The organism is Pseudomonas sp. G166 (assembly GCF_037027455.2).
In the GTDB taxonomy this organism is placed as follows: Bacteria; Pseudomonadota; Gammaproteobacteria; order Pseudomonadales; family Pseudomonadaceae; genus Aquipseudomonas.
Genome location: NZ_CP146985.1, coordinates 1,205,779 through 1,231,526 on the forward strand (window position 1 = coordinate 1,205,779; position 25,748 = coordinate 1,231,526).

The following is a 25,748-nucleotide window of genomic DNA, read 5'->3' on the forward strand; positions in this document are numbered from 1 at the left end:
AGCTTGCTCGCGATAGCGATGGTTCAGCCAGCCATAATGTTGACTGACAGACCATTATCGCGAGCAAGCTCGCTCCCACATTATTTGGCTCAGTGCGGCTTTCGGGTGAACGCCGACGCCGTAATCCCCCATTGCCCCAGCCAATAGCTGACGATGATCAGGTAAGGCGCGGCGTGGAAGGGCGCCACGAAGCGGTTGATGCCGATCAGACTGTCGGAGAAAACGAACGCCAGCGCCCCGATGGCGGCCAGCCAGGCCGAACGCTTGGGCACATCGGTGCCCAGCCGCGCCAACGCTCGCCAGAGCATGGCGCTGATGGCCAGGCCGTAGACAATCACCGGCACCAGCAACGGCCCAAGACCGTTCGAGGCCAGGATCCCCAGCAGCACCGCGCCGATGCCCAACGCCAGGGCCAATGGCAACAGCGCCGGGCGGTGACAGTCGCTCAGGTAAGCTTTCAGGTAAGCCAGGTGCGCCAGCAGAAACGCGCCAAGGCCGAACACGAACAGATCCCCCGGCCAGGCCAGCAGCACATCGCCCACCAGCGAAAAAATCAGCCCGAGGCTGATCCAGCGCCGATACTCGCCTGGCGGCGCATCGTGCAGCCAACCGAGCAGGGCCAGCACCGGCATAGGCTTGACCAGCAGACACAGCAGCGTGGCGTGCATGGCCAGGCCGTACAGGTAAGTGGCTGCGCCCATCAGTGCAAGGATCAGCCAACCCACGGTCAATTCACCGCAATGGCGCAGTCGAAGGTTTCCACGGGTGGTACTTCCGGAGCCCAGGGCTGTTGATAAGTCAGGCGCAGACGCCCAGTGCCGGCGTTGAACGCCTGGAAGCGCCAGGTCGAGACCCCGGCGGCGCCGACGATGCCGGCGTCTTCCGGGTTGCGATAAACCTCGGGGCCCAGGCCTTTGAGCACGCCGCCGGCCGAATCCTGGATCGCCCAGCGATAACCGGTGGTGGGGTTGCTCGGCAAGCTCAAAATCAGGTTCTGCCCGTTATTGAGCCGCACCGGGCACTGGCTCAGTTTTTCCACGGTCACGTTGCGTCCGCTTTGCGTGGCGCAGGCGCTCAGCAGGGCGAGGCTCAAGGGGATGAGCAGGCGGGTGATGGACATAAGGGTGATGGCTCCGGCATTCACGACGAACGGCGAGCATAACCGAAGATGCTACTGGGTGTGTCAGGTGGAGTATGTGTTGTCTGTCAGGGCCCCATCGCGAGCAAGCTCGCTCCCACAGGGACTTGTGGTGTTCACAAGAGTCCTTTGTGGGAGCGAGCTTGCTCGCGATGAGGCCGGTACAGCCGCTATATAACTATCAGAACAGCACCTTGGCCACATCCGCAAACCGCTTGGCAAAGTGCACCGTGACGCCTTCCTTGAGGTAGTCCGGCAGCTCTTCGAAGTTGCCCCGGTTGGCTTCCGGCAGGATCAGCTCGTTGATTTTCTGCCGCCGCGCCGCAATCACTTTCTCGCGCACACCGCCGATGGGCAGTACATGTCCGGTAAGGGTCAGTTCACCGGTCATGGCCACGCCTTTTTTCGGTGGCTGGTTACGGGCCAGGGACAGCAGGGCGCTGGCGATGGTGACCCCGGCACTTGGGCCATCCTTGGGTGTGGCGCCTTCCGGTACGTGCAGGTGAACGAAGGCCTCGTCGAAGAATTTCGGATCGCCGCCGAATTGCTTCAGGTGCGAACTGACGTAGCTATGGGCGATTTCCGCCGACTCTTTCATCACGTCCCCCAATTGCCCGGTCAGTTTGAAGCCGCGATTGAGGGTGTGGATGCGCGTGGCTTCGATGGGTAAGGTCGCGCCGCCCATGCTGGTCCAGGCCAGGCCGGTAATCACCCCGACGCCGGACAGCACCTGCTCGTTACGGAACACCGGTTTGCCCAGGGAGGCCTCCAGGTCTTTCGGCCCGAGCTTGATCACCGCTTGCGGGTCGTCGATCAGCTTCATCACGGCTTTGCGTACCAGTTTGCCCAGTTGTTTCTCCAACTGCCGCACCCCGGCTTCACGGGCGTAGCCGTCGATCAGGGCCTTGAGGGCGCTGTCGTTGATGCTCAGGCTGGCCTTGGACACGCCAGCCTTGGCCAGTTGCTTGGGCCACAGGTGGCGCTTGGCGATGGCGACTTTTTCTTCGGTGATATAGCCCGACAGGCGGATCACTTCCATCCGGTCCAGCAATGGGCCGGGGATCGAGTCCAGGGTGTTGGCGGTGCAGATGAAGAGCACTTTCGACAGATCCAGGCGCAGGTCCAGGTAGTGATCGAGAAACTCGACGTTCTGTTCCGGGTCGAGTGTCTCCAGCAAGGCCGACGCCGGGTCGCCCTGGTAGCTCTGGCCCATCTTGTCGATCTCATCGAGCATGATCACCGGGTTCATCACTTCGACATCTTTTAGCGCCTGCACCAGCTTGCCCGGCTGGGCACCGATGTAGGTACGCCGATGGCCCTTGATTTCGGCTTCGTCGCGCATCCCGCCAACGCTGAAACGGTAGAACGGCCGTCCCAGGGATTCGGCGATGGACTTGCCGACGCTGGTCTTGCCCACACCCGGCGGGCCCACCAGCAGCACGATGGAGCCGCTGATCTCGCCTTTATAGGCGCCGACGGCGAGGAATTCCAGGATACGGTCCTTGATGTCGTCCAGGCCGGCGTGGTGCTGGTCGAGCACCTTGCGCGCATGCTTGAGATCAAGTTTGTCCTGGCCGTACACGCCCCACGGCAGCGAGGTCGCCCAATCCAGGTAATTGCGGGTAACGGCGTATTCCGGAGAGCCGGTTTCCAGGATGGAGAGTTTGTTCATCTCCTCTTCGATACGCTTCTGCGCCTGGGCCGACAGCACCTTGCCTTCCAGCCGTTGCTCGAACTGTTCGATATCGGCGCTGCGGTCGTCCTTGGTCAGCCCCAGCTCCTGCTGGATGACCTTGAGCTGCTCCTTGAGGAAGAACTCGCGCTGATGTTCGCCGATCTTGTTGTTGACCTCGGCGGAAATCTCTTTCTGCAGCCGCGCCACCTCGACTTCCTTGCGCAGCATCGGCAGCACTTTTTCCATGCGCTTGAGCATGGGCACGCAGTCGAGTACTTCCTGCAATTCACTGCCGGTAGCGGAGGTGAGTGCCGCGGCGAAGTCGGTCAGCGGTGAAGGGTCGTTGGGGCTGAAGCGGTTGAGGTAGTTCTTCAGCTCTTCGCTGTACAGCGGATTGAGCGGCAGCAGTTCCTTGATCGCATTGATCAGCGCCATGCCGTAGGCCTTGACCTCGTCGGTCGGTTCGCTCGGCTGGTGCGGGTATTCGACTTCCACCAGGTAGGGGGGCCGATGGTGCTTGAGCCAGGTACGGATGCGCACGCGGGTCAGGCCCTGGGCAACGAACTGCAGCTTGCCCGCCTCGCGACTGGCGTGATGCACCTTGACCAGCGTGCCATACAGCGGCAACGCCGAGGTGTCGAAATGGCGTGGGTCTTCCTGGGGCGAATCCATGAAAAACAGCGCCAGGGAGTGATGGTCGGACTTGGCCACCAGTTCCAGGGTTTCGGCCCACGGTTCTTCATTGACGATGACCGGCAACACTTGGGCCGGGAAGAACGGACGATTGTGGATCGGAATGATGTAGACCTTGTCCGGCAGGTTCTGGCCGGGCAGCGCCAGGCCGGTGCCGGAAGCGGTGTGTTCGATGTGTTCGGAGTCAGCGTATTCGTTCGCGGCTTCAGTAGAGTGCTGGTCGCTCATGGGGCACCTGCGCAATGGAGTATGGGTCTTAGATGGGGCAGGTGGGGGGTGGTTTCAATGGTGGGCGTTTGTTAGCTGTTATTTCATTGGCCGATTCTGCCCAGCAGGAGCTGCCGAGCGAAGCGAGGCTGCGATCTTTCCCCTGACGCTTGAGTCTCAGCGAAGGGTCAAAAGATCGCAGCCAGCGGTAACTCCTGCGGGTTCGCGTCAGTCTTTCGTTCAGGCGACCCTGTTCAAATCGTTATGGCGTGTTTCTTTCAGGCACAGCACCGCGATCACGCTGAGCACCGCAGCCCCCGACACATAGCCACCCACATAGCTCAAGCCGCCCATCGCCACTAGTTTCTGGGCGAAGAATGGCGCCGCCGAGGCGCCGACGATGCCGCCCAGGTTGTAGGCCGCCGACGCGCCGGTATAGCGCACGTGGGTCGGAAACAACTCCGGCAACAAGGCGCCCATGGGGGCGAAGGTCACGCCCATCAGAAACAGCTCGATGCACAGGAACAGTGCGACGCCGCCGGTCGAGCCGTGGGTCAGCAAGGGTTCCATGAGGAAACCCGAGGCAATCGCCAGCACGCCACCGATGATCAATATCGGTTTGCGGCCGTAGCGGTCGCTGGCCCAGGCGGACAACGGTGTAGCGGCGGCCATGAACAGCACGGCAAAACATAGCAGGCCCAGGAAGGTTTCGCGGCTGTAGCCGAGGGTCGACACACCGTAGCTCAGGGAAAACACCGTCGAGATGTAGAACAGTGCGTAGCACACCACCATTGCCGCCGCGCCCAGCAATGTCGGCGCCCAGTACTGGCTGAACAGCTCGAGCAACGGGATCTTCACTCGCTCCTGGCGGGCCATGGCGTTGGCAAATACCGGGGTTTCATGGAGCTTGAGCCGTACATAGAGGCCAACCATCACCAGCACGGCACTGAGCAGGAACGGAATCCGCCAGCCCCAGGAGCGGAACTGCTCGTCGTCCAGGGTCATGGCCAGGGTCAGGAACAACCCGTTGGCTGCCAGGAAGCCAATGGATGGCCCCAGTTGGGGAAACATGCCGAACCAGGCGCGTTTGCCTTTGGGCGCGTTCTCGGTGGCGAGCAGTGCCGCGCCGCCCCATTCACCGCCTAGCCCCAGGCCCTGGCCGAAACGCAGCAGGCACAGCAGGATCGGTGCCCAGGCGCCAATGCTGGCGTAACCGGGCAGCACGCCGATGAGGGTGGTGCACACGCCCATCAGCAACAGGGACGCCACCAGCGTGGACTTGCGCCCGATTCGGTCGCCGAAGTGGCCGAACAGCGCCGAGCCCAGTGGGCGGGCGAGGAAGGCGATGCCAAAGGTCAGGAAGGACGACAGCATTTGTGCCGTACCTGAGGTTTGTGGGAAGAACACCGGTCCGATCACCAGGGCGGCGGCGGTGGCGTAGACATAGAAATCGTAGAACTCGATGGCGGTGCCGATAAAACTCGCGGTCGCCACGCGGGTGGCAGAGTTCGTCGGCTGGGCCGACACAGCCTCGTTGCAGGTGGTGGTCGTCATGCAGTTATCCCTGACAGTCATGTGCTCCGTTGGAGCGAATTATTATGGTCGAACACCCAAGGATGTGGGCGGGTGTCCTGTCGCTGTTTCAGGTAGGAACAGTCGCAAGGCTGACGCGGATTTTGCCGATGCGTTGGCCGGAACCGGCTGAGTGCTGGGTAAGCACAGGGTTCGGACGGGGCTGGGTAAGCGGCTTGAGTATAGGAAGGGGGCTAACGAATCGACAATATGTATTGACGCCGGAACGAGCTTTTATGGCGAGGGGATTTATTCCCGTTGGGGCGCGCAGCGGGCCCCAACCTGCTAGCCCAGCTGCATCAGGCTCAGCGCATTGTCTTTGTGGGACTGTTTCGCAGCCCTGCGGGGATAAATCCGCTCGCCACAACGGTGTTTCACCTTGAGCCTGTTGGGAATCAGGAAGCGGCAGGCACCGAACTGTTATGCCACACCAGCACCTGGCTGACGCGGTTGTCTACAGTTTCGATGATTTCCAGTCGATAACGACCGATCTTCAGGCATACCGGGCTTTCCGGGATGGTTTCCAGGGCTTCGGTCACCAGCCCGTTGAGGGTCTTGGGGCCGTCGCAAGGCAGATGCCAGCCCAGCGTTCTGTTCAGTTCGCGGATCGATGCGGCGCCATCGATGATCAAGCGCCCATCGGGCTGGGGATGGACGTGGGGGTTGGCGAGGCTGTGCTCGCTTTCGAATTCGCCGACGATTTCTTCGAGGATGTCTTCCAGGGTAACGATACCCAGTACTTCGCCATATTCGTCCACCACCATGCCCAGGCGCCGTTGCTGCTTGTGGAAATTCAACAATTGCAGCTGCAATGGCGTGCTTTCGGGCACGAAGTAAGGCTCGTGGCAGGCAGCGAGCAGCGCTTCCTTGGTCAGGCTCGCGTCCGCCAGCAGATGGCGGATCTGGCGGGTGTTGAGCACCGCTTCGACCTGGTTGATGTCGCTGTGGAACACCGGCAGGCGCGTGCGACGGTTCAGGCGCAACTGTTCAATGATGTCGCCAATGGGGTCGTCGAGGTTGATGCCATCGACCTCGCTGCGGGGCAGGAGGATGTCGTTGACGGTAATGTTGTCCAGGGCATGGATGCCGGACATCGTGTGCAACCGGCTGCCGTGGTGCTCCGGTTCATGCTCGTTGCGCGGTGGCGCGGGCATTTCGTCGTCGCTTTGCTGTACTTCGCTGCGCCTGCGGGCAAATGGGCGCAGCAGCAACTGACTGATGCCGTTCAATAGCCAGGCAAACGGATAAAGAATCTTCAAGGGGACGCCGAGCAGGGCATTGCCCAGTGCCAGCACCGCATCGGGTTGGCGGATGGCCAGGGTCCGTGGCAAATAATCGGCGAAGATCAGCAGGGCCGCGCTGGTGCCGAGCCAAGCCGCCCAGGGGCCGTTTTCCAGCCAGGTAAAAATCCCCAGCAATGTGCCGATCACCACGGCCAGGGTGCGGCAGAGGGTATTGCACAGAATCAGGCTGTCCCGGGGGAAACTCAACGTCACCAGCGGTTTGTCGCTGGCGCGCGAGGCCTTTCGTTGGGCCAGCAGGTGCAGTTGGGCGGTTTCGATTGCGGTGAACAGGGCCGACCAGAGGATCAGCACGACCAACACAGCAAGCAGCGGCCCCGCGGGTAACGTTTCCATCAGGGCCGTCCGTCAGATATGCAGGATATATTCACGGACCAGCTTGCTGCCGAAGTAAGCCAGCATCAGCAGGCAGAAACCGGCCAGGGTCCAGCGAATCGCTTTATGGCCACGCCAGCCGAGCCGGTTGCGGCCCCATAGCAACACGCTGAACACCACCCACGCCAGGCAGGCCAACAGGGTCTTGTGCACCAGGTGTTGGGCGAACAGGTTCTCGACGAACAGCCAGCCGGAGATCAGCGACAGCGACAGCAGGGTCCAGCCAGCCCAGAGGAAGCCGAACAGCAGGCTTTCCATGGTTTGCAGCGGCGGGAAATTGCGGATCAGCCCGGACGGGTGCTTGTGCTTGAGCTGGTGGTCCTGCACCAGCAGCAGCAAGGCCTGGAATACCGCGATGGTGAACAGGCCGTAGGCAAGGATCGACAGCAGGATGTGGGCCAGGATGCCGGGCTCTTCGTCGATGATCTGCACCGTGCCCGAAGGCGCGAACTGCGCCAACAGCACCGTGGTCAGCCCCAGCGGGAAAAGCAGCACCAGCAGGTTTTCCACCGGGATGCGCGAGCAGGCCACCAGCGTCAGGGCGATCACGGCCACGGCGATCAGGCTGGCGGCGTTGAAAAAATCCAGGCCCAGGCCGATTGGCGTCATCAAATGGGTATAAAGGCTGGCCGCGTGGCCGAGCACCGCCAGCACGCCAAGCGTGACCAGCAGGCGTTTGTTCGCCTTGGCTCCAGTGGCCAGGCGGGTGCCTTGATAGAAAGTCGCAGCGGCATAAAGGCAAGCGGCGGCGAGAGTGGCAAGCAAGCTGGGTGACAAGGGGAGCATAAATCCTGTTAGGCAGGCCCGAAAGGCGCTGAGTTTGGCATAAACCCCCACCGCACGAAAGACCACCACAACCGACAGCGAGGTGTACGTCGCACGCTTCTTCGCTATAATCCGCGACCTGCCCACGCCGCAGGCTCGCCGAGCACATTTTTCACGGTCTGGGCCGCCATTATCCCGGTCTTATCTGGGCCTGAAAGGATCGCGCATGTTTGAAAACCTAACCGACCGTCTCTCGCAGACGCTGCGCCATGTCACCGGCAAGGCGAAACTGACCGAGGACAACATCAAAGACACCCTGCGCGAAGTGCGCATGGCGTTGCTCGAAGCCGACGTCGCCCTGCCGGTGGTCAAGGACTTCGTCAATTCGGTCAAGGAACGTGCCGTCGGCACCGAGGTGTCGCGCAGCCTGACGCCGGGCCAGGCGTTCGTGAAGATCGTCCAGGCCGAACTCGAAAGCCTGATGGGTGCGGCCAACGAAGACCTCAACCTGAGCGCTGTGCCGCCTGCCGTGGTGCTGATGGCCGGCCTGCAAGGCGCGGGCAAGACCACGACGGCCGGCAAGCTGGCGCGCTTCCTTAAAGAACGCAAGAAAAAGTCGGTGATGGTGGTGTCCGCGGACATCTATCGTCCGGCAGCCATCAAGCAGCTGGAAACCCTGGCCAACGACATTGGCGTGACGTTCTTCCCGTCCGACCTTAGCCAGAAGCCGGTGGACATCGCCCAGGCGGCTATTAAAGAAGCAAAACTGAAATTCATCGACGTGGTCATCGTCGATACCGCCGGTCGCCTGCACATCGACGAAGAGATGATGGGCGAGATCAAGGCGCTGCATGCCGCGATCAACCCGGTGGAAACCCTGTTCGTGGTCGACGCCATGACCGGCCAGGATGCGGCCAACACCGCCAAGGCATTCGGTGATGCCCTGCCGCTGACTGGTGTGATCCTGACCAAGGTCGACGGTGATGCCCGTGGCGGTGCCGCGCTGTCGGTGCGTGCCATCACCGGCAAGCCGATCAAGTTCATCGGTATGGGCGAGAAGAGCGAAGCGCTCGAGCCGTTCCACCCCGAGCGTATCGCTTCGCGCATCCTCGGCATGGGCGACGTGCTCAGCCTGATCGAGCAGGCCGAACAGACCCTCGACAAGGACAAGGCCGACAAACTGGCCAAGAAGCTGAAGAAGGGCAAGGGCTTCGACCTCGAAGACTTCCGCGACCAGCTGCAACAAATGAAGAACATGGGCGGCCTCGGCGGGCTCATGGACAAACTGCCGAACATCGGTGGCGTGAACCTGGCGCAGATGGGCAACGCCCAGGGCGCGGCTGAAAAGCAGTTCAAGCAGATGGAAGCCATCATCAACTCCATGACCCCGGCCGAGCGCCGCGACCCTGAGCTGATCAGCGGCTCGCGCAAGCGCCGTATCGCCATGGGTTCCGGCACCCAGGTGCAGGACATCGGTCGCTTGATCAAGCAACACAAGCAGATGCAGAAGATGATGAAGAAATTCTCCGCCAAAGGCGGGATGGCCAAGATGATGCGCGGCATGGGCGGTATGTTGCCCGGCGGCGGCATGCCCAAGATGTAAAGAATCCAGGCGCCGGCAGTCATGCCGGTGCTGCCCACGGGGACGTGGGATCTCCAGCCAACCCGCCATCGGCGGGCGCTGACCGGCCGTTTTCAACGACGGCTTCATGGCAGATCTGAAAGGCATGCCGATAGGCGCCGGAAAAAGACATTTGCAAAAGTCCGGATATTCCTTAGAATATGCGGCCTTTCGGGCACCTATGCCCGCTGTGCATTTAGATTTGCAGCACCGACTACAGGAACGATGTTCACATGCTAACAATCCGTCTTGCCCTTGGCGGCTCCAAAAAGCGCCCGTTTTACCACCTGACCGTAACCGACAGCCGCAACCCGCGTGACGGTTCCCACAAGGAACAGGTTGGTTTCTTCAACCCTGTTGCCCGTGGTCAGGAAGTTCGTCTGTCCGTGAACCAAGAGCGCGTAGCCTACTGGCTGAGCGTTGGTGCACAACCTTCTGAGCGCGTTGCTCAGTTGTTGAAGGAATCGGCTAAGGCTGCGGCCTGAGCAATATGAACGCGACGCCAAAAGATGCTGATGATTTGATCGTTGTCGGCAAGATCTATTCTGTTCATGGCGTTCGCGGCGAAGTGAAGGTGTATTCCTTTACTGATCCGATCAAAAACCTGTTGGACTACAAAACCTGGACGCTCAAGCGCGAAGGTAGCGTGAAACAGGTTGAGCTGGTCAGCGGACGCGGGAACGACAAGTTCCTGGTCGCGAAGCTCAAGGGTCTCGATGATCGTGAAGAAGCGCGTCTTCTGGCCGGTTACGAGATCTGCGTGCCACGCAACCTGTTCCCTGAACTGACCGACGGCGAGTACTACTGGTACCAGCTGGTGGGTCTGAAGGTCATCGACCACCTTGGGCAATTGCTCGGGAAAATCGATCACCTGCTCGAGACCGGTTCGAACGATGTCATGGTGGTCAAGCCTTGCGTCGGCAGCCTGGATGATCGCGAACGCCTGTTGCCCTATACCGAGCAATGCGTGTTGGCCGTCGACCTTGCGGCAGGCGAGATGAAGGTGGAATGGGATGCGGATTTCTAAACGTGGCTAATTTGCGCGTTGAAGTCATCACATTGTTTCCCGAGATGTTTTCCGCCATCAGCGAGTACGGCATAACCAGCCGCGCGGTGAAACAGGAGCTGTTGCAGCTCACCTGTTGGAATCCGCGGGACTACACCACGGATCGACATCACACTGTGGACGATCGCCCGTTTGGCGGTGGTCCGGGCATGGTGATGAAGATCAAGCCCCTGGAAGACGCTCTGGTTCAGGCCAGAACCGCAGCCGGGGAGGGTGCGAAGGTGATTTACCTGTCGCCCCAAGGCCGCCAGCTGACTCAGTCGGCGGTACGCGAGCTGGCGAATTCGGATGCATTGATCCTGATTGCCGGCCGTTATGAAGGCATTGACGAGCGTTTCATTGAAGCTCATGTCGATGAAGAGTGGTCGATTGGCGACTATGTACTGTCTGGCGGCGAGCTGCCGGCGATGGTCCTGATCGATGCGGTTACACGACTGCTGCCTGGAGCTTTAGGGCATGCAGATTCCGCTGAGGAAGATTCCTTTACGGATGGTCTGCTGGATTGCCCGCACTACACCCGACCGGAGGTGTATGCGGATCAGCGTGTTCCCGACGTGTTGCTAAGTGGCAATCACGCGCACATCCGGCGTTGGCGTTTACAGCAGTCCCTTGGTCGGACCTATGAACGACGCGCCGATCTTCTGGAAAGCCGCTCGCTTTCTGGAGAAGAGAAGAAGCTGCTCGAGGAATACATCCGCGAGCGGGACGATAGTTAACAACGTATCGATGGTAAGTCCGATGACTTGCCTTAGGAGCACAGCATGACTAACAAAATCATCCTTGCACTCGAAGCAGAGCAGATGACCAAAGAAATCCCTACCTTTGCCCCGGGCGACACCATTGTCGTTCAGGTGAAAGTGAAGGAAGGCGACCGTTCGCGTCTGCAAGCGTTCGAAGGTGTCGTTATCGCCAAGCGTAACCGTGGTGTGAACAGTGCTTTCACTGTTCGTAAAATCTCCAACGGTGTTGGCGTAGAGCGTACTTTCCAGACCTACAGCCCGCAAATCGACAGCATGGCTGTGAAACGTCGCGGTGACGTGCGTAAAGCCAAGCTGTACTACCTGCGTGACCTGTCCGGTAAAGCAGCTCGCATCAAGGAAAAACTGGCTTAAGTCCAGCTTCCGATGCAAAAAAAGCAGCCTGCGGGCTGCTTTTTTGTTGCCTGCGATTTGCTCTTTGCGCACTCTGCCTGTCTTCATTTTCCATTTCGATGCAGCCTGTGCTCGCATCCTTCATGAGTTTTTATGCCAGCCATCGATCACCCGCTGATAGATCAGTTTCTCGACACCCTGTGGTTGGAGAAGGGCCTGTCGGATAACACCCGTGATGCCTATCGCAGCGATCTGGCACTGTTCAATGGTTGGTTGCAGGAAAAAGGCCTGGAACTGGCCAATGCCGGGCGGGAGTTGATCCTCGATCACCTGGCCTGGCGTCTTGAGCAGAACTACAAACCGCGCTCAACGGCACGGTTTCTCTCTGGTCTGCGTGGGTTTTATCGCTATTTGCTGCGAGAAAAACTGATCTCGGTAGATCCGACCCTGCGAGTGGAAATGCCGCAGTTGGGGCGGCCCCTGCCCAAGTCCTTGTCGGAAGCCGATGTCGAGGCATTGCTGGCGGCGCCGGACCTCAGCGAGGCCATCGGTCAGCGCGACCGGGCGATGCTGGAGGTCTTGTACGCCTGTGGCCTGCGGGTCACCGAGTTGATCAGCCTGACGCTGGAGCAGGTCAACTTGCGTCAGGGCGTGCTGCGGGTGATGGGCAAGGGCAGCAAGGAGCGCCTGGTACCGATGGGTGAAGAGGCCATCGTCTGGGTCGAGCGCTACATGCGCGATGCGCGCCATGAGCTGCTGGGTGGGCGCCCCAGTGACGTATTGTTCCCAAGCCAGCGCGGCGAGCAGATGACCCGCCAGACCTTCTGGCACCGCATCAAGCACCAGGCCAAGGTGGCCGGGATCAGCAAATCCCTCTCGCCCCACACCTTGCGCCATGCCTTCGCCACGCACCTGCTCAATCATGGTGCCGACTTGCGCGTGGTGCAGATGCTGCTGGGGCACAGCGACCTGTCCACTACCCAGATCTATACGCACGTGGCCCGGGCGCGGTTGCAGGACCTGCACGCCAAGCATCACCCGCGCGGGTAAACCCCAGGGCGACTTATTATGAGCGCGAGCTTGTTGTCGGGGCCGCCGCCATCGCGGGCAAGCTCGCTCCCACGGGGTTGAGCAATGTTCGCCGATCCAGTATTCACCACAGATCCCTTGTGGGAGCGAGCTTGCTCGCGATAGCGGTGGGTCAGCCGACATTGATGCGGCAGGTACTGGTCTTTTCGCGAGCAAGCCGCTCCCCATAGAAAAAGCATCTACCTATGCCTTGTATCACCGGCATTCGGCCATGCGGGCCTTATGTGGTAGGCTTTGCCGGTTTGCACAGTGGGCGGCTGGAACCCGAATCTGCGGGTCGGCGTTTCCCCGTCCCATTTGTTCGCCTCAGGAGTTCCCATGCGTTTGATCCAGCTATTCACCGCCGCCGCCATTGCGTTGGCCAGTACCTTTGCCATTGCCGACGACGCGGCCGACAAGGCTATCCGCAAGAGCCTGGAAAACCTTCAGCTCGAAGTGCCGATCGAAGCCATCTCTGCCAGCCCCATGGCCGGCCTGTATGAAGTCAAGCTCAAGGGCAGCCGCGTGTTGTATGCCAGCGCCGACGGGCAGTACATCGTCCAGGGCAACCTGTTCGAGCTCAAGGACGGCAAGCCGGTCAATCTCACCGAGATCACCGAGCGCCAGGGCATTTCCAAACTGATCAACGGCATTCCGGTTGCCGAAACCGTGGTTTACCCTGCGGTCGGTGAAACCAAGTCCCACATCACGGTGTTCACTGATACCACCTGCCCGTATTGCCACAAGCTTCACGCCGAAGTGCCGGAGCTGAACAAGCGCGGCATCGAAGTGCGCTACGTTGCGTTCCCGCGCCAGGGCCTGGGCTCGCCGGGTGACGAACAGCTGCAGGCGGTCTGGTGTTCCAAGGACAAGAAAGCGGCGATGGACAAGATGGTCGACGGCAAGGAAATCAAGGCCGCCAAGTGCGAGAACCCGGTTTCCAAGCAGTTTGCCCTTGGCCAGTCAATAGGTGTGAACGGTACGCCAGCGATTGTTTTGGCCGATGGTCAGGTAATTCCGGGCTACCAGCCGGCGCCACAAGTCGCCAAACTGGCCCTTGGCGCGAAATGATCATGAGTGGTCCGTTTCTGAAGATATCGGCTCGGCGAAACCTTCGTCGGGCCGTTAAACACTGAGTCGCGTTACTGCGCGGCTGTATTTCACGGCCGACCTTGCGTCGGCCGTTTCATGGGGAGTCAAGAGTGAATCCGGTCAAAGTAGGCATCTGTGGGTTAGGTACCGTCGGTGGCGGCACCTTCAACGTACTTCAGCGTAACGCCGAGGAAATTTCTCGGCGTGCCGGGCGTGGAATCGAAGTGGCACAAATTGCCATGCGCACGCCAAAGCCTCAGTTCCAAACGACCGGTATTGCGATTACCAACGATGTTTTCGAAGTGGCCACGAACCCTGAGATCGACATCGTCATAGAGCTGATGGGCGGCTATACCGTTGCCCGCGAGCTGGTACTCAAGGCCATCGAGAATGGCAAGCATGTGGTCACCGCGAACAAGGCGCTTATCGCCGTTCACGGTAATGAGATTTTCGCCAAGGCTCGCGAGAAGGGCGTGATCGTTGCGTTCGAAGCCGCCGTGGCCGGTGGTATTCCAGTGATCAAGGCGATCCGCGAGGGCCTGTCGGCCAACCGCATCAACTGGGTGGCCGGGATCATCAACGGTACTGGCAACTTCATCCTCACCGAGATGCGCGAGAAAGGTCGCACCTTCGAGGACGTGCTCGCCGAAGCTCAGGCCCTGGGTTATGCCGAGGCCGATCCGACCTTCGACGTGGAAGGTATCGACGCAGCGCACAAGCTGACGATCCTGGCGTCCATCGCCTTCGGTATCCCATTGCAGTTCGACAAGGCCTACACCGAAGGCATCACCCAGCTGACCACCGCTGACGTGAACTACGCCGAAGCCTTGGGCTACCGCATCAAGCACCTGGGCGTGGCCCGCAGCACCGCCAGTGGCATCGAGCTGCGCGTGCATCCGACGCTGATCCCGGCTGACCGCCTGATCGCCAACGTCAATGGCGTGATGAACGCGGTGATGGTCAATGGTGATGCCGCCGGCTCGACCCTGTTCTACGGTGCCGGTGCCGGTATGGAACCGACGGCGTCCTCGGTGGTGGCCGACTTGGTGGATGTGGTTCGCGCAATGACCTCCGATCCGGAGAACCGGGTGCCGCACCTGGCGTTCCAGCCGGATTCGTTGTCGGATCATCCGATTCTTCCGATCGAAGCATGCGAAAGTGCCTACTACCTGCGTATCCAGGCCAAGGACCATCCGGGTGTCCTGGCCCAAGTGGCGAGTATCCTTTCGGAGCGCGGCATCAACATCGAGTCGATCATGCAGAAGGAAGTCGAGGAGCACGACGGCCTGGTGCCGATGATCCTGCTGACCCACCGTGTGGTCGAGCAGCGCATCAACGATGCGATCAAGGCGCTGGAGGCGCTCCAGGGCGTCGATGGCCCGGTGGTCCGTATCCGCGTTGAACATTTGAATTAATTTAGCGGCAAGCGCCAAGCCGCAAGCTGCAAGTAGAAGCCGAGCCGCTTCTCACTTGCCGCTTGTCGCCTGAAGCTTGAAGCCCAAACCGAAGGTTTGCCCCATGCGCTATATCAGCACCCGCGGCCAGGCACCGGCCCTGAATTTCGAAGATGTCCTGTTGGCTGGCCTGGCTACCGACGGCGGCCTCTATGTGCCGGAAAACCTGCCGCGTTTCACCCAGGAAGAAATTGCCTCCTGGGCTGGCCTGCCGTATCACGAGCTGGCCTTCCGGGTGATGCGTCCGTTCGTCGCCGGCAGCATTCCGGACTCCGATTTCAAGAAGATTCTGGAAGAGACCTATGGTGTCTTTTCCCACAACGCCATCGCACCGTTGCGTCAGCTCAATGGTAACGAATGGGTGCTGGAGCTGTTCCACGGCCCGACCCTGGCCTTCAAGGACTTCGCCCTGCAACTGCTCGGTCGCTTGCTTGACTACGTGCTGCAAAAGCGTGGCGAGCGGGTAGTCATTGTCGGTGCAACCTCCGGCGACACCGGTTCGGCGGCCATCGAAGGTTGCAAGCATTGCGAAAACGTCGATATTTTCATCCTGCATCCGCACAACCGCGTCTCGGAAGTGCAGCGTCGGCAGATGACGACGATTTTCGGCGATAACATCCACAACATCGCCATCGAGGGTAACTTCGATGACTGCCAGGAAATGGTCAAGGCCAGTTTCGCCGACCAGAGCTTCCTCAAGGGTACGCGGCTGGTGGCAGTGAACTCGATCAACTGGGCGCGGATCATGGCCCAGATCGTTTATTACTTCCATGCGGCCCTGCAACTGGGTGGCCCGGCCCGTTCGGTGTCGTTCTCGGTGCCTACCGGCAACTTCGGCGATATCTTCGCCGGTTACCTGGCGCGCAACATGGGGCTGCCGATCAATCAATTGATCGTCGCCACCAATCGCAACGACATCCTGCATCGCTTCATGAGCGGTAACCAGTACGTCAAGGAAACCCTGCACGCTACGTTGTCGCCTTCGATGGACATCATGGTCTCGTCGAACTTCGAGCGCTTGCTGTTCGACCTGCACGGGCGCAATGGCGCGGCCATTGCCGGCCTGATGGACAGTTTCCGCCAGGGCGGTGGTTTCAGTGTCGAGCCTGAACGCTGGACCGAAGCGCGCAAGCTGTTCGATTCCCTGGCGGTGGACGATGCGCAAACTTGCGAAACCATTGCCGAGGTGTTCGAGCAGAGCGGTGAATTGCTCGATCCGCACACTGCTATCGGCGTGAGAGCCGCCCGTGAGTGCCGTCGTAGCCTGGATATCCCGATGGTGATCCTGGGTACTGCGCACCCGGTCAAGTTTCCAGAAGCTGTGGAGAAAGCAGGCGTAGGAAAAGCACTTGAGCTACCTGCTCATCTTTCTGATTTGTTTGAGCGAGATGAGCGTTGCACCGTGTTGCCTAACGATCTGAAAGCCGTGCAGGCCTTTGTCAGTCAGCATGGCAACCGCGGCAAGCCGCTCTGACCGCTGAAACCTGTCACATTTTGAAGCCCGTCTCCTGACGGGCTTTCTTGTTTCTGCATGCCAAACTGGCCGGGTTTTCGCCCTTGGAGGGATGGGCGGGTAATCTCGAAGGAAATGCAGATGTTGTTTTTTATCAAAGGCAAACCAGCACTGGGCTGGGTGATGGGCCTGGCCTTGATGTGCTGGGGGGCGAAGGGTGGTGCGGCACAGCTGGCGGCCTTCGAAACGCCACCGTTCGAGCCCGGCGAGCGGGTGGTTCTGGACGTGCAGGAGTTGAAGTGGATCAAGGAGAACCCCCGCGTCATCGTGGCCTCGATGCAGTTTCCGCTGTACCTGTTCAAGAATGAACTGGGGCAGTGGGACGGGCTGAACCATGAAATTCTCCAGCGTATTGCACAAATGACAGGGCTGGAGTTCGTACATCGGGAATCGTTTTCCCCCGGTCAGTTGCTGACGATGCTGGAGAATGGCGAGGCTGACATGACGACTCTCCTGGCAATGAACGATGAGCGTCGGGATTTCCTCAGTTTCAGCCATGCATTTGGCGGTTCCGGCTGGGTGTTCGTCGGCCGCGACGGGGAGTCGGTACTCCATTCGCTGAAGCAGCTTGAGGGCAAGGTCCTGGCGTTGCCGGCACGGCATGCCTTGGAGGCGGAAATCAGGCGCGACTACCCGGCCATCGAATTGCGCACGACCAAGACGTATGGGGAGGCACGGGCGCTGGTGGAGAGCCGGGAGGCCTATGCCACCATCGAAAATGAAACCGGGGTGCATTTGTATCCGGCCGGACAGCTGCAGGTAGGAAGTGGCCTTGAGGGCAAGTGGGAACCGGACTATCTGGCGGTGCGCCAAGACCTGGCTCCGTTACTGAGTATCTTGAATAAAGCGCTGGAAATCTTCCCGGCCGAGGACATGCGCGCCCTGCGCGCAAAGTGGATGGCGGGCATTACCCCAGCCCAGGCACCATCGATCTGGTTGCGTATGTCTCGTTGGGGCTACTGGTGCGTGATCGTGGTCGTCTTGTTCGGCTTCCTGTCCCTGTTGTGGAACCGTCGCCTGCAGACACAGATCGATCAACGCCTCAAGGCCGAGGCCGTCCTCAAGGACCAGTTGATGCTCCAGAGAGCCTTGATGGATGCCATTCCCGATCCGATATTCATTCGTGATCTGGAAGGGCGCCTGGTCATGTGCAACAAAAGCTACGAAGAGCAGTTTGCGACTCGCTTCGAAAAACTGCGGGGTACGCGCTGGACCGACTCTGCAGCGTTTCCCCCGGCCACGGCGCAGTTGCTGCATGGGGAAGTGATGGAGCAACTGCGCACCGGCCAGTCTCGATTTGTCGACCGGCAGTTGCTGTTCAACAGCGGGCTGCGGGAGATTTACCATTGGTCGGTGCCCTTCTACGGGGCCGATGGGCAGCTGCGCGGCATTTTAGGCGGCTGGGTGGATGTCGGGCGGCGGTGGAGCCGCTCCGACAAATTCCTCGCTTGAGCGAGGCCGGTCGCCACATAAATGGCTTACCAAGAAGGTTGTTGTTTGCCTGTCATATTGGACGCGCATGCTCGATTGAACAGGTTTGGGGTGCCGGCTCGGTACGCTGACGAACTTTCTGCTGCAGCCCACGGTCACTTACTGGGTACATGCAGTTGTTTTCGGACTATTGAAGGGTGAGCGAATGGAAAGTATCAACCTATTGCTAGGTGAGGCTTTAAGCCCGTATCAGGTTACGCTGACTCCCTCCGGCGCCAAGGGCGAATGCCGGGTGACGCTGACGAATACCGCTGGGAGCATCATGGTTGAGCGGGTGTTCAACCAGGCTCAATTGACCGACAAGCGCCAACTGACGGACGTGGTCGATGGTCTGCACCGCGATGTACTGATTGCCGAGGGTCGCCTGGAGCCCTGCGTGATCGCGGCGCTGCGCAATCTGGCGCGCGACAAGGTCATGACTGTCCCGAATTGACCGAGATTTTGTGGGAACCTTCTTACGTTCTGGAGAGTCAGATCTTTTACCAACAAGAGCGAGCATTGTGCTCCGGTGCTTGTCGCTTGTTGTACTGACCTCGAATGGTCACGTTTAACCCCGAGTCGTCTCCCCACTTCTCGGGGTTTCTTTTTGTCCGGCATTTAAGATTACAGCTCGCTCAGCCAACTGAGCAGCGCTGAACCCGTGTGGGAGCGAGCTTGCTCGCGATAGCGGTGTGCCAGTCAACATCAAGTCGACTGAACCGATGCTATCGCGAGCAAGCTCGCTCTCACAGTCGATCCTCAGTGAACAGATTTTCGTTCACGGCAGATCCCATATGGTGCGTTAAATGGCTCCGTCGGCGCGCAATTTGGCGATCTGCTGTGCATCATAGCCAAGCTCCCCGAGTACCTGCGCATTGTGCTCCCCCAACGCCGGCCCGACCCATTCGCAGGTGCCCGGTGTGTCAGAGAGTTTCGGTACGATGCCCGGCATCTTGAACGCCTTGCCGTCTGGCAGCTTGGCCTGTAGGAACATTTCCCGGGCAAGGAACTGCGGGTCGCTGAACATATCCTCGGCGCTGAAGATCCGGCTGGCCGGGACCCCGGCCTGGTTCAGTTGCTCGATAACGGCATCGAGCGGCAGTGAGTTGACCCAACGATCGATGACCCCATACAACTCGTCGCGGCGGCTGTCACGGCCATCATTGCTGGCCAGTTGCGGGTCATTGGCCAGGTCGTCACGGCCGATGATCTGCATGAAGCGCTTGAAGATCGCGTCGCCATTGGCGCCAATCTGCACATGCTTGCCGTCGGCGCTGGTGTGGATGGATGAGGGGGTGATGCCGGGCATGATATTGCCGGTGCGCTCGCGGATGAAACCGAACACGTCGAATTCCGGCACCATGCTTTCCATCATGGCGAAGATCGCTTCATACAACGCCACATCGACCACTTGTCCGGCCCCGCCATTGATCTCGCGGTGACGCAGGGCCATCAGTGCGCCAATCACGCCCCAGAGCGCCGCGATCGAGTCGCCAATGGATATTCCGGTGCGCACCGGCGGGCGGTCCTCGAACCCAGTGATGTAGCGCAGTCCACCCATGGACTCACCCACCGCGCCGAACCCGGGCTGGTCTTTCATCGGTCCGGTCTGGCCGAAGCCTGAAAGCCGGACCATTACCAGTTTCGGATTCAGTGCGTGCAACACATCCCAGCCCAGTCCGAGCTTTTCCAGCACGCCGGGGCGAAAATTCTCGATCAGGATGTCGGCTTCGCCGATCAACTTTTTCAGAATCGTCAGGCCTTCAGGGTGCTTGAGGTTCAGGGTCAGGGATTTTTTGTTGCGTGCCTGGACGAACCACCACAACGATGTCCCTTCATACAGCTTGCGCCACTTGCGCAGCGGGTCGCCGCCGTCAGGCGATTCGACCTTGATCACCTCGGCACCGAACTCACCGCAGATGCGCGAGGCAAAAGGCCCGGCGATCAAGGTACCCAGTTCGATGACTTTGACGCCGGCAAGGGGTTTGGCAGTTAGCGACATGAGAAATCCTGTAGGACAAAAGCAGAACGAATAGAGCGTTTTATCATAGGCCAGTGTCAGTTGCCGCAGGTTGATGGTCGGCAATTCGTGGATTGCCCGTGTCATCGGTTAGACTTGCCGCCTTTCCTCGTATCAAGAAGCCCGTTCATGGCCCAGCCGTCCACGACCTATAAGTTTGAACTGAACCTCACTGACCTCGACCGCAATGTGTACGAGAACGTGAAGCAGACCATTGCCCGCCATCCCTCGGAAACCGAGGAGCGCATGACCGTGCGTCTGCTGGCTTACGCTTTCTGGTACAACGAATTGCTGGCATTCGGACGTGGTCTGTCAGACGTCGATGAACCCGCCTTGTGGGAAAAAAGCCTGGATGACCGTGTGTTGCACTGGATCGAAGTCGGCCAGCCCGACGCCGACCGCCTGACCTGGTGCTCGCGTCGCACCGAGCGCACCAGCCTGCTGGCCTACGGCAGCCTACGGGTCTGGGAGGGCAAGGTGATCCCGGCCGTCAAGAATCTGAAGAACGTCAACATCGCCGCTGTGCCTCAAGAAGTGCTCGAAACCCTGGCCCAGGACATGCCTCGCGTAATCAAGTGGGATGTAATGATCAGCGAAGGAACGATTTTCGTGACCGACGACCGTGGCCAGCATGAAGTGCAGTTGCAATGGTTGCTGGGTGAGCGCGGCTGATCCCGCAATGCTGGACAGTGCAATAGACACAATCCCTACGATCCATAGAGAAATATCCGTCACCCCATGCGCATAGAACCCCGCCAGCTACCCGACACCCTGCCATTTCTCGGTGACCTGCCGCCGCTGTTGACCCGCCTGTATGCGGCCCGTGGCGTGCAGTCCGAGGCTGAACTGGACAAGAGCCTGGCGCGTTTGATTCCTTATCAGCAACTCAAGGGCATCGACGCGGCGGTGGATCTGTTGGTGGTGGCGCTGGAGCAACGCCAGCGGATCCTGATCGTCGGCGATTTCGATGCCGACGGTGCGACCGCCAGCACCGTGGGCATGCTCGGGCTACGCTTGCTCGGCGCGGCCCATGTCGACTATCTGGTGCCCAATCGCTTCGAGTATGGCTATGGGCTGACTCCGGAAATCGTCGAAGTCGCCCTGGCTCGTGAGCCGCAGTTGCTGATCACCGTGGACAATGGCATTTCCAGTGTGGAAGGCGTGGCGGCGGCGAAAGCGGCGGGGCTCAATGTGCTGGTCACCGACCACCACTTGCCGGGCCTCGAACTGCCGATGGCCGATGCTATCGTCAACCCGAACCAGCCGGGCTGTGAGTTCCCGAGCAAGGCGCTGGCGGGTGTCGGGGTAATCTTTTATGTGCTGATGGCGCTGCGGGCTCGTCTGCGCGGCCTGGGTTGGTATGCCAGCAAACCCCAGCCGAACATTGGCGAACTGTTGGACCTGGTGGCCTTGGGCAGCGTGGCCGACGTGGTGCCCCTGGACGCCAATAATCGCATTCTGGTGCACCAGGGGCTGGAGCGGATTCGCGCTGGGCGTGCTCGTCCCGGTATCAAGGCCCTCCTCGAAGTGGCCAAGCGTGATCATTCGCGCATCACCTCCACGGACCTCGGGTTTATCCTCGGTCCGCGTCTGAATGCGGCGGGGCGCCTGGACGACATGAGCCTGGGTATCGAGTGCCTGCTCACCGACGATGCTGCCTTGGCGCGCGAGATGGCGGCGCAGCTGGACGGCATGAACCAGGATCGCAAATCCATCGAGCAAGGCATGCAGCGCGAAGCCCTGGCCCAGCTCAAGGACCTGCCGGTGGAGTCGATGCCGTTTGGTTTGTGCCTGTTCGATCCGCAGTGGCACCAAGGGGTTATCGGCATCCTCGCCTCGCGTATGAAAGAGCGCTATTTCCGTCCGACCATCGCCTTTGCCGATGCCGGCGACGGTTTGCTCAAGGGCTCGGGTCGCTCAGTGCCAGGGTTTCATATTCGCGATGCGCTGAGTGTCGTGGCGGCGCAGCATCCGACCCTGATCAGCAAGTACGGCGGTCACGCGATGGCGGCGGGCCTGACCTTGCCGGAAGCGAATTTCCCTTTGTTCGCCGAGGCATTCGACGCTGAAGTGCGTCGGCAATTGCGCGAAGAAGACCTGACCGGACGCCTGCTGTCGGATGGCACCCTGGCGGTGGAGGAATTCCACTTGGAACTGGCCCGGGCGCTGCGTCACGCCGGCCCCTGGGGCCAGCATTTCCCGGAGCCGATGTTCCACGGCCTGTTTCAATTGGTGGAGCAGCGGGTGGTGGGTGAACGGCACCTGAAGGTGGTGCTCAAGAGCGAGTGCGGTTCGGTGAAACTCGATGGCATCGCCTTTGGTATCGACCGTGAGGTTTGGCCAAACCCCACCGTGCGCTGGGTCGAACTGGCCTACAAACTCGACCTCAACGAGTTCCGCGGCCAGGAAACGGTGCAGTTGATGATTGCCCACATCGAGCCGCGGTAGGCATACCCCCGTCTATCGTCACCGGGCCCTGTAGCGAGGGAGCTTGCTCCCTTGCCACAGGAACTCAGGCAAGCCTTGCGTGAACAGCATTGCGCCACACTGTCGGTTTTTAATTCTGAACCCACCCTGATCCCGGGTTGTCGACTAGGCTCTAAGCACTGCTTGATAGCCGTTGTGACGTCTTGTCGATTTTTCGTTGCCCGCGGGGGCGGGTGTTGCACCTTTTGTCACTCGTCGACTTTTCAAACAGAACCCTGGAGCCTGCCCACTGATTCGAGAGGTGCCCCATGAGTCTGCTGCTGGAACCCTATACCGTTCGCCAATTGACCCTGCCCAATCGCATCGCGGTGTCGCCGATGTGCCAGTATTCAAGCGCCGATGGCTTGGCCAACGACTGGCACCTGGTGCACCTCGGCAGCCGTGCTGTGGGCGGTGCTGGCCTGGTGTTCACCGAGGCCACCGCGGTCACCGCAGATGGCCGCATCACTGCCCAGGACCTGGGGCTGTGGAACGACGAACAGATCGAGCCTCTGCAACGCATCACCCGTTTCATCACCGCTCAGGGCGCCGTGCCGGGTATTCAGCTGGCCCACGCCGGGCGCAAGGCCAGCACCTGGCGCCCGTGGCTGGGCAAGCACGGCAGTGTAAAACCGGAAGACGGCGGCTGGGTGCCGGTGGGTCCGTCCCCGATTGCCTTCGACCCGCAACACACTCCGCCGGCCCAACTGGACGAAGGGCAGATCGCCGGTGTTGTCCAGGCATTCGTCGATTCGGCCAGACGTGCCCTCACGGCGGGCTTCAAAGTGGTCGAGGTCCACGCGGCCCATGGCTATCTGTTGCACCAATTCCTGTCGCCCTTGAGCAATCAGCGGCGTGATCAATATGGCGGCTCGTTCGAGAACCGTATCCGCCTGGTGTTGCAAGTGACCGAAGCGGTGCGGGCCGTCTGGCCTGAAGAGTTGCCAGTGTTCGTGCGCGTCTCTGCCACCGACTGGGTCGAGGACGGTTGGAACCCGGATGAAACCGTGGAGCTGGCACGACGACTCAGGGCCGTGGGAGTGGACTTGATCGATGTGTCATCGGGCGGCACTGCCGCGAATGCGGAGATCCCCACCGGCCCGGGTTACCAGACGCGGTTCGCTGAGCGGGTGCGCAAGGAGTCGGAAATTGCCACCGGCACCGTCGGCATGATTACCGAACCGGCTCAGGCCGAGCACATCCTGCGTACCTGCCAGGCCGACATCATTTTCCTCGCCCGGGAATTGTTGCGTGATCCGTACTGGGCCCTGCACGCCGATGATGACCTGGGCGGACGCAAGGCCACGTGGCCGGCGCAGTACCAGCGGGCCACGCATCGGGACCAGCCGATTCATGAGTCGGATTTGCGCGATTGAGTGTTTGGTAACGCAAAAAGCCCCGGTCGATTTGGCCGGGGCTTTTGTTTATCGGACAGGAGTATTCGGTGGCTGTACCGGCCTCATCGCGAGCCAGTCCAGACGCCGAATCAATATCAGGGATACTTGCGCTTATCCGGCGCCGGTGGGAAGTACTGGTACAGCCAGGTCTCACTCAAGGTCCGGTCTTTGGTGCGAATGAACAGGCGCATCTGCACCGGGTCCACGCGATCGTCGGTCGGGTACCAGTCGAAGGTGATCCGGTAGCCCTTGACCGAATCCAGCAGCAGTACGTTGAAGTCCTTCACCTCGCCATGGGAGCAGGTCACCACCGGTTCGATGCCAGTGCCCGGGGGCAATTGGTCGAGGCCGCCACCGCTGAAGTCCACGGCAAAGCGCCGTGCCCAGACGGTCGGGTAATGCTCGCCCGGTGCCCAGCCTTCGATGAAGCCGCCCATGCCTGAGCGAGTCGCGTCGACATGCGCCAGGTCCGTGCTCACCGGTGGCAAGGCGCTCCAGTAGAGCTTGTAGCCATAATTCAGTGAATCACCGGCAGCCACCGGTTTTTTCGGTGTCCAGAACGCAACGATGTTATCCAGGGTTTCGCCGGTGGTAGGGATTTCCAGCAGATCGACAGAGCCTTCGCCCCAGGCTGTCGTAGGCTCGACCCACAGGCTCGGGCGCTTGCTGTACCAGTCCACGGTGTCCTGGTAGCTGGCAAAGTCGTGGTCGGTCTGCACCAGGCCGAAGCCTTTCGGGTCCTTGTCGGCATAGGCATTGAATTGCAGGTTGGCGGGGTTGTTCAACGGGCGGCACACCCATTCGCCGTTGCCGCGCCACATGGCCAGGCGGTCGGAGTCGTGGATTTGCGGGTGAATGGTGTCGCACATGCGCCGCTCGACGGTGCCGCAACTGAACATGCTGGTCATGGGGGCGATACCCAGTTGTTCGATGGCGGTACGGGCATTGATGTGCGCATCGACCTCCATCACCACGCGGGTCGGCTGGCAATCGATGTCAAACCGATAGGCCCCGGTGGCGCTGGGGGAATCGAGCAGGGCGTAGACCACGAAACGGGTGCTGTTCTTGTCCGGGGTTTCGAACCAGAACTTGGTGAAGTCCGGGAACTCCTCACGTTTCTTGGCGTAGGTGTCGATGGCCAATCCGCGCGCGGACAGCCCGTATTGGCCACTGGCGTCCACGGCGCGGAAATAACTGGCCCCCAGAAACGAAAGGATGTCGTGACGATCCAGCTCCGGTGCCTTGAACACCCGAAACCCGGAGAAGCCCAGGTCACCGGTCAGCTGCGAGGTGTTGACCGTGGTCTTCTCATAGTTGAACAGCTCCGGGCGGAAGTGCACTTCACGGGCCTGGCGGGTCTTGGGATCGACGCTGTACATGCGCACTGGCTGCTTGAAGCCCATGCCGACATGGAAAAATTGCACGTCCAACTGACCGTCCAGTTGGTTCCACAAGGAGTGGTTGGCGTCGTACTGGATCGCGTTGAACTGCAGGGGCGACATCAGGGCCAGGGTTTGCGGCAGGACTTGCTTAGTGTCGACGTAGCGGCTCGCGGCCAGTTTCCGGGCCTGGTCTTTCAGGGCATTGAAATCGAAAGGACGGGCTTCGCCATCGGCGGTCTGATCGGCAGCCCAGGCGCGTGCGGCCATGAGGCCGGAGGCCGAAAGTCCGGTGTAGGCGGCGAAGGCCATGGAGGCCTTGAGCAGGTTCCTGCGGTGCATAAATACAACCTTTCTCGAAAAAATCCCGAGCCGTTCCTGGCCG

22 protein-coding genes are annotated in these 25,748 nt (G+C 60.4%); 14 read left to right on the forward strand and 8 right to left on the reverse strand.

From position 1 onward, the window contains the following. Nucleotides 1-89: 89 nt before the first annotated feature. From SGN16_RS05295 to ccsA, 6 genes are all read right to left on the reverse strand, one after another. The gene (locus SGN16_RS05295; RefSeq protein WP_210642988.1) at nucleotides 90-725 is read right to left on the reverse strand and encodes a lysoplasmalogenase; all 636 of its coding nucleotides are present in this window, start codon (nucleotides 723-725) and stop codon (nucleotides 90-92) included. Nucleotides 726-727: 2 nt separating this feature from the next. Beyond that, a complete protein-coding gene (locus SGN16_RS05300) occupies nucleotides 728-1,120 on the reverse strand; it encodes a protease inhibitor I42 family protein (RefSeq protein WP_116831528.1) in 393 nt (130 codons plus the stop codon). A gap of 199 nt (nucleotides 1,121-1,319) precedes the next feature. Next, the gene (gene lon / locus SGN16_RS05305; protein WP_246883079.1) at nucleotides 1,320-3,734 is read right to left on the reverse strand and encodes an endopeptidase La; all 2,415 of its coding nucleotides are present in this window, start codon (nucleotides 3,732-3,734) and stop codon (nucleotides 1,320-1,322) included. Between the two features lie 219 nt (nucleotides 3,735-3,953). Next, complete coding sequence (locus SGN16_RS05310; RefSeq protein WP_210642990.1) at nucleotides 3,954-5,267, reverse strand: MFS transporter; 1,314 nt, start codon at nucleotides 5,265-5,267, stop codon at nucleotides 3,954-3,956. Between the two features lie 413 nt (nucleotides 5,268-5,680). Continuing rightward, on the reverse strand, nucleotides 5,681-6,922 hold the full coding sequence (locus SGN16_RS05315) for a transporter associated domain-containing protein (RefSeq protein ID WP_210642991.1): 1,242 nt from the start codon (nucleotides 6,920-6,922) through the stop codon (nucleotides 5,681-5,683). A 12-nt stretch (nucleotides 6,923-6,934) separates the two neighbouring features. Then, the gene (gene ccsA, locus SGN16_RS05320; RefSeq protein WP_210642992.1) at nucleotides 6,935-7,747 is read right to left on the reverse strand and encodes a cytochrome c biogenesis protein CcsA; all 813 of its coding nucleotides are present in this window, start codon (nucleotides 7,745-7,747) and stop codon (nucleotides 6,935-6,937) included. 205 nt (nucleotides 7,748-7,952) lie between these two features. Between ccsA and ffh the strand changes: the two genes are divergently transcribed. The 11 genes from ffh to SGN16_RS05375 all read left to right on the forward strand — a co-directional run bounded on the left by ffh (nucleotide 7,953) and on the right by SGN16_RS05375 (nucleotide 18,555). Continuing rightward, nucleotides 7,953-9,329 (forward strand): signal recognition particle protein, encoded by a 1,377-nt coding sequence (gene ffh, locus SGN16_RS05325; RefSeq protein ID WP_003198085.1) that lies wholly within the window; start codon nucleotides 7,953-7,955, stop codon nucleotides 9,327-9,329. 251 nt (nucleotides 9,330-9,580) lie between these two features. Continuing rightward, nucleotides 9,581-9,832 (forward strand): 30S ribosomal protein S16, encoded by a 252-nt coding sequence (gene rpsP, locus SGN16_RS05330; protein WP_003198088.1) that lies wholly within the window; start codon nucleotides 9,581-9,583, stop codon nucleotides 9,830-9,832. 5 nt (nucleotides 9,833-9,837) lie between these two features. Further along, a complete protein-coding gene (gene rimM, locus SGN16_RS05335) occupies nucleotides 9,838-10,374 on the forward strand; it encodes a ribosome maturation factor RimM (protein ID WP_058544503.1) in 537 nt (178 codons plus the stop codon). Next, nucleotides 10,356-11,129, forward strand: a complete 774-nt coding sequence (trmD, locus tag SGN16_RS05340) for a tRNA (guanosine(37)-N1)-methyltransferase TrmD (RefSeq protein ID WP_170845966.1) — start codon at nucleotides 10,356-10,358, stop codon at nucleotides 11,127-11,129. The genes rimM and trmD overlap by 19 nt, the downstream gene beginning before the upstream one ends. A 45-nt stretch (nucleotides 11,130-11,174) precedes the next feature. Next, a complete protein-coding gene (gene rplS, locus SGN16_RS05345; protein ID WP_003175895.1) occupies nucleotides 11,175-11,525 on the forward strand; it encodes a 50S ribosomal protein L19 in 351 nt (116 codons plus the stop codon). 132 nt (nucleotides 11,526-11,657) lie between these two features. Next, on the forward strand, nucleotides 11,658-12,554 hold the full coding sequence (gene xerD, locus SGN16_RS05350; RefSeq protein ID WP_335943468.1) for a site-specific tyrosine recombinase XerD: 897 nt from the start codon (nucleotides 11,658-11,660) through the stop codon (nucleotides 12,552-12,554). 357 nt (nucleotides 12,555-12,911) lie between these two features. Continuing rightward, nucleotides 12,912-13,643 (forward strand): DsbC family protein, encoded by a 732-nt coding sequence (locus tag SGN16_RS05355; protein WP_210642994.1) that lies wholly within the window; start codon nucleotides 12,912-12,914, stop codon nucleotides 13,641-13,643. Between the two features lie 131 nt (nucleotides 13,644-13,774). Then, complete coding sequence (locus tag SGN16_RS05360) at nucleotides 13,775-15,079, forward strand: homoserine dehydrogenase (protein ID WP_210642995.1); 1,305 nt, start codon at nucleotides 13,775-13,777, stop codon at nucleotides 15,077-15,079. Between the two features lie 103 nt (nucleotides 15,080-15,182). Then, complete coding sequence (gene thrC / locus SGN16_RS05365) at nucleotides 15,183-16,592, forward strand: threonine synthase (protein WP_335943469.1); 1,410 nt, start codon at nucleotides 15,183-15,185, stop codon at nucleotides 16,590-16,592. A 120-nt stretch (nucleotides 16,593-16,712) separates the two neighbouring features. Next, entirely contained in the window at nucleotides 16,713-18,083 is a 1,371-nt protein-coding gene (locus SGN16_RS05370; protein ID WP_335943470.1) for a transporter substrate-binding domain-containing protein, read from the forward strand. 184 nt (nucleotides 18,084-18,267) lie between these two features. After that, nucleotides 18,268-18,555: a DUF3509 domain-containing protein gene (locus SGN16_RS05375; protein ID WP_210642998.1), complete on the forward strand. Its 288-nt coding sequence runs from the start codon at nucleotides 18,268-18,270 to the stop codon at nucleotides 18,553-18,555. Nucleotides 18,556-18,903: 348 nt separating this feature from the next. On the opposite strand, the gene SGN16_RS05380 is transcribed toward SGN16_RS05375, so the two are convergent. Beyond that, nucleotides 18,904-20,103, reverse strand: coding sequence for a CaiB/BaiF CoA-transferase family protein (locus SGN16_RS05380; RefSeq protein ID WP_210642999.1), 1,200 nt, complete (start codon nucleotides 20,101-20,103; stop codon nucleotides 18,904-18,906). Between the two features lie 147 nt (nucleotides 20,104-20,250). On the opposite strand from SGN16_RS05380, the gene SGN16_RS05385 reads away from it, so the two are divergent. The 3 genes from SGN16_RS05385 (at nucleotide 20,251) to SGN16_RS05395 (ending at nucleotide 23,963) form a co-directional block, all read left to right on the forward strand. Further along, the gene (locus tag SGN16_RS05385) at nucleotides 20,251-20,793 is read left to right on the forward strand and encodes a YaeQ family protein (RefSeq protein ID WP_003198109.1); all 543 of its coding nucleotides are present in this window, start codon (nucleotides 20,251-20,253) and stop codon (nucleotides 20,791-20,793) included. A gap of 66 nt (nucleotides 20,794-20,859) precedes the next feature. Continuing rightward, nucleotides 20,860-22,569, forward strand: a complete 1,710-nt coding sequence (recJ, locus tag SGN16_RS05390; RefSeq protein WP_210643000.1) for a single-stranded-DNA-specific exonuclease RecJ — start codon at nucleotides 20,860-20,862, stop codon at nucleotides 22,567-22,569. 287 nt (nucleotides 22,570-22,856) lie between these two features. After that, the gene (locus tag SGN16_RS05395; protein WP_335943471.1) at nucleotides 22,857-23,963 is read left to right on the forward strand and encodes an NADH:flavin oxidoreductase/NADH oxidase; all 1,107 of its coding nucleotides are present in this window, start codon (nucleotides 22,857-22,859) and stop codon (nucleotides 23,961-23,963) included. A 116-nt stretch (nucleotides 23,964-24,079) separates the two neighbouring features. Here the strand turns inward: SGN16_RS05395 and SGN16_RS05400 are convergent, their stop codons facing one another. Continuing rightward, nucleotides 24,080-25,705: a glucan biosynthesis protein D gene (locus SGN16_RS05400; RefSeq protein ID WP_335943472.1), complete on the reverse strand. Its 1,626-nt coding sequence runs from the start codon at nucleotides 25,703-25,705 to the stop codon at nucleotides 24,080-24,082. Nucleotides 25,706-25,748 lie beyond the last annotated feature (43 nt).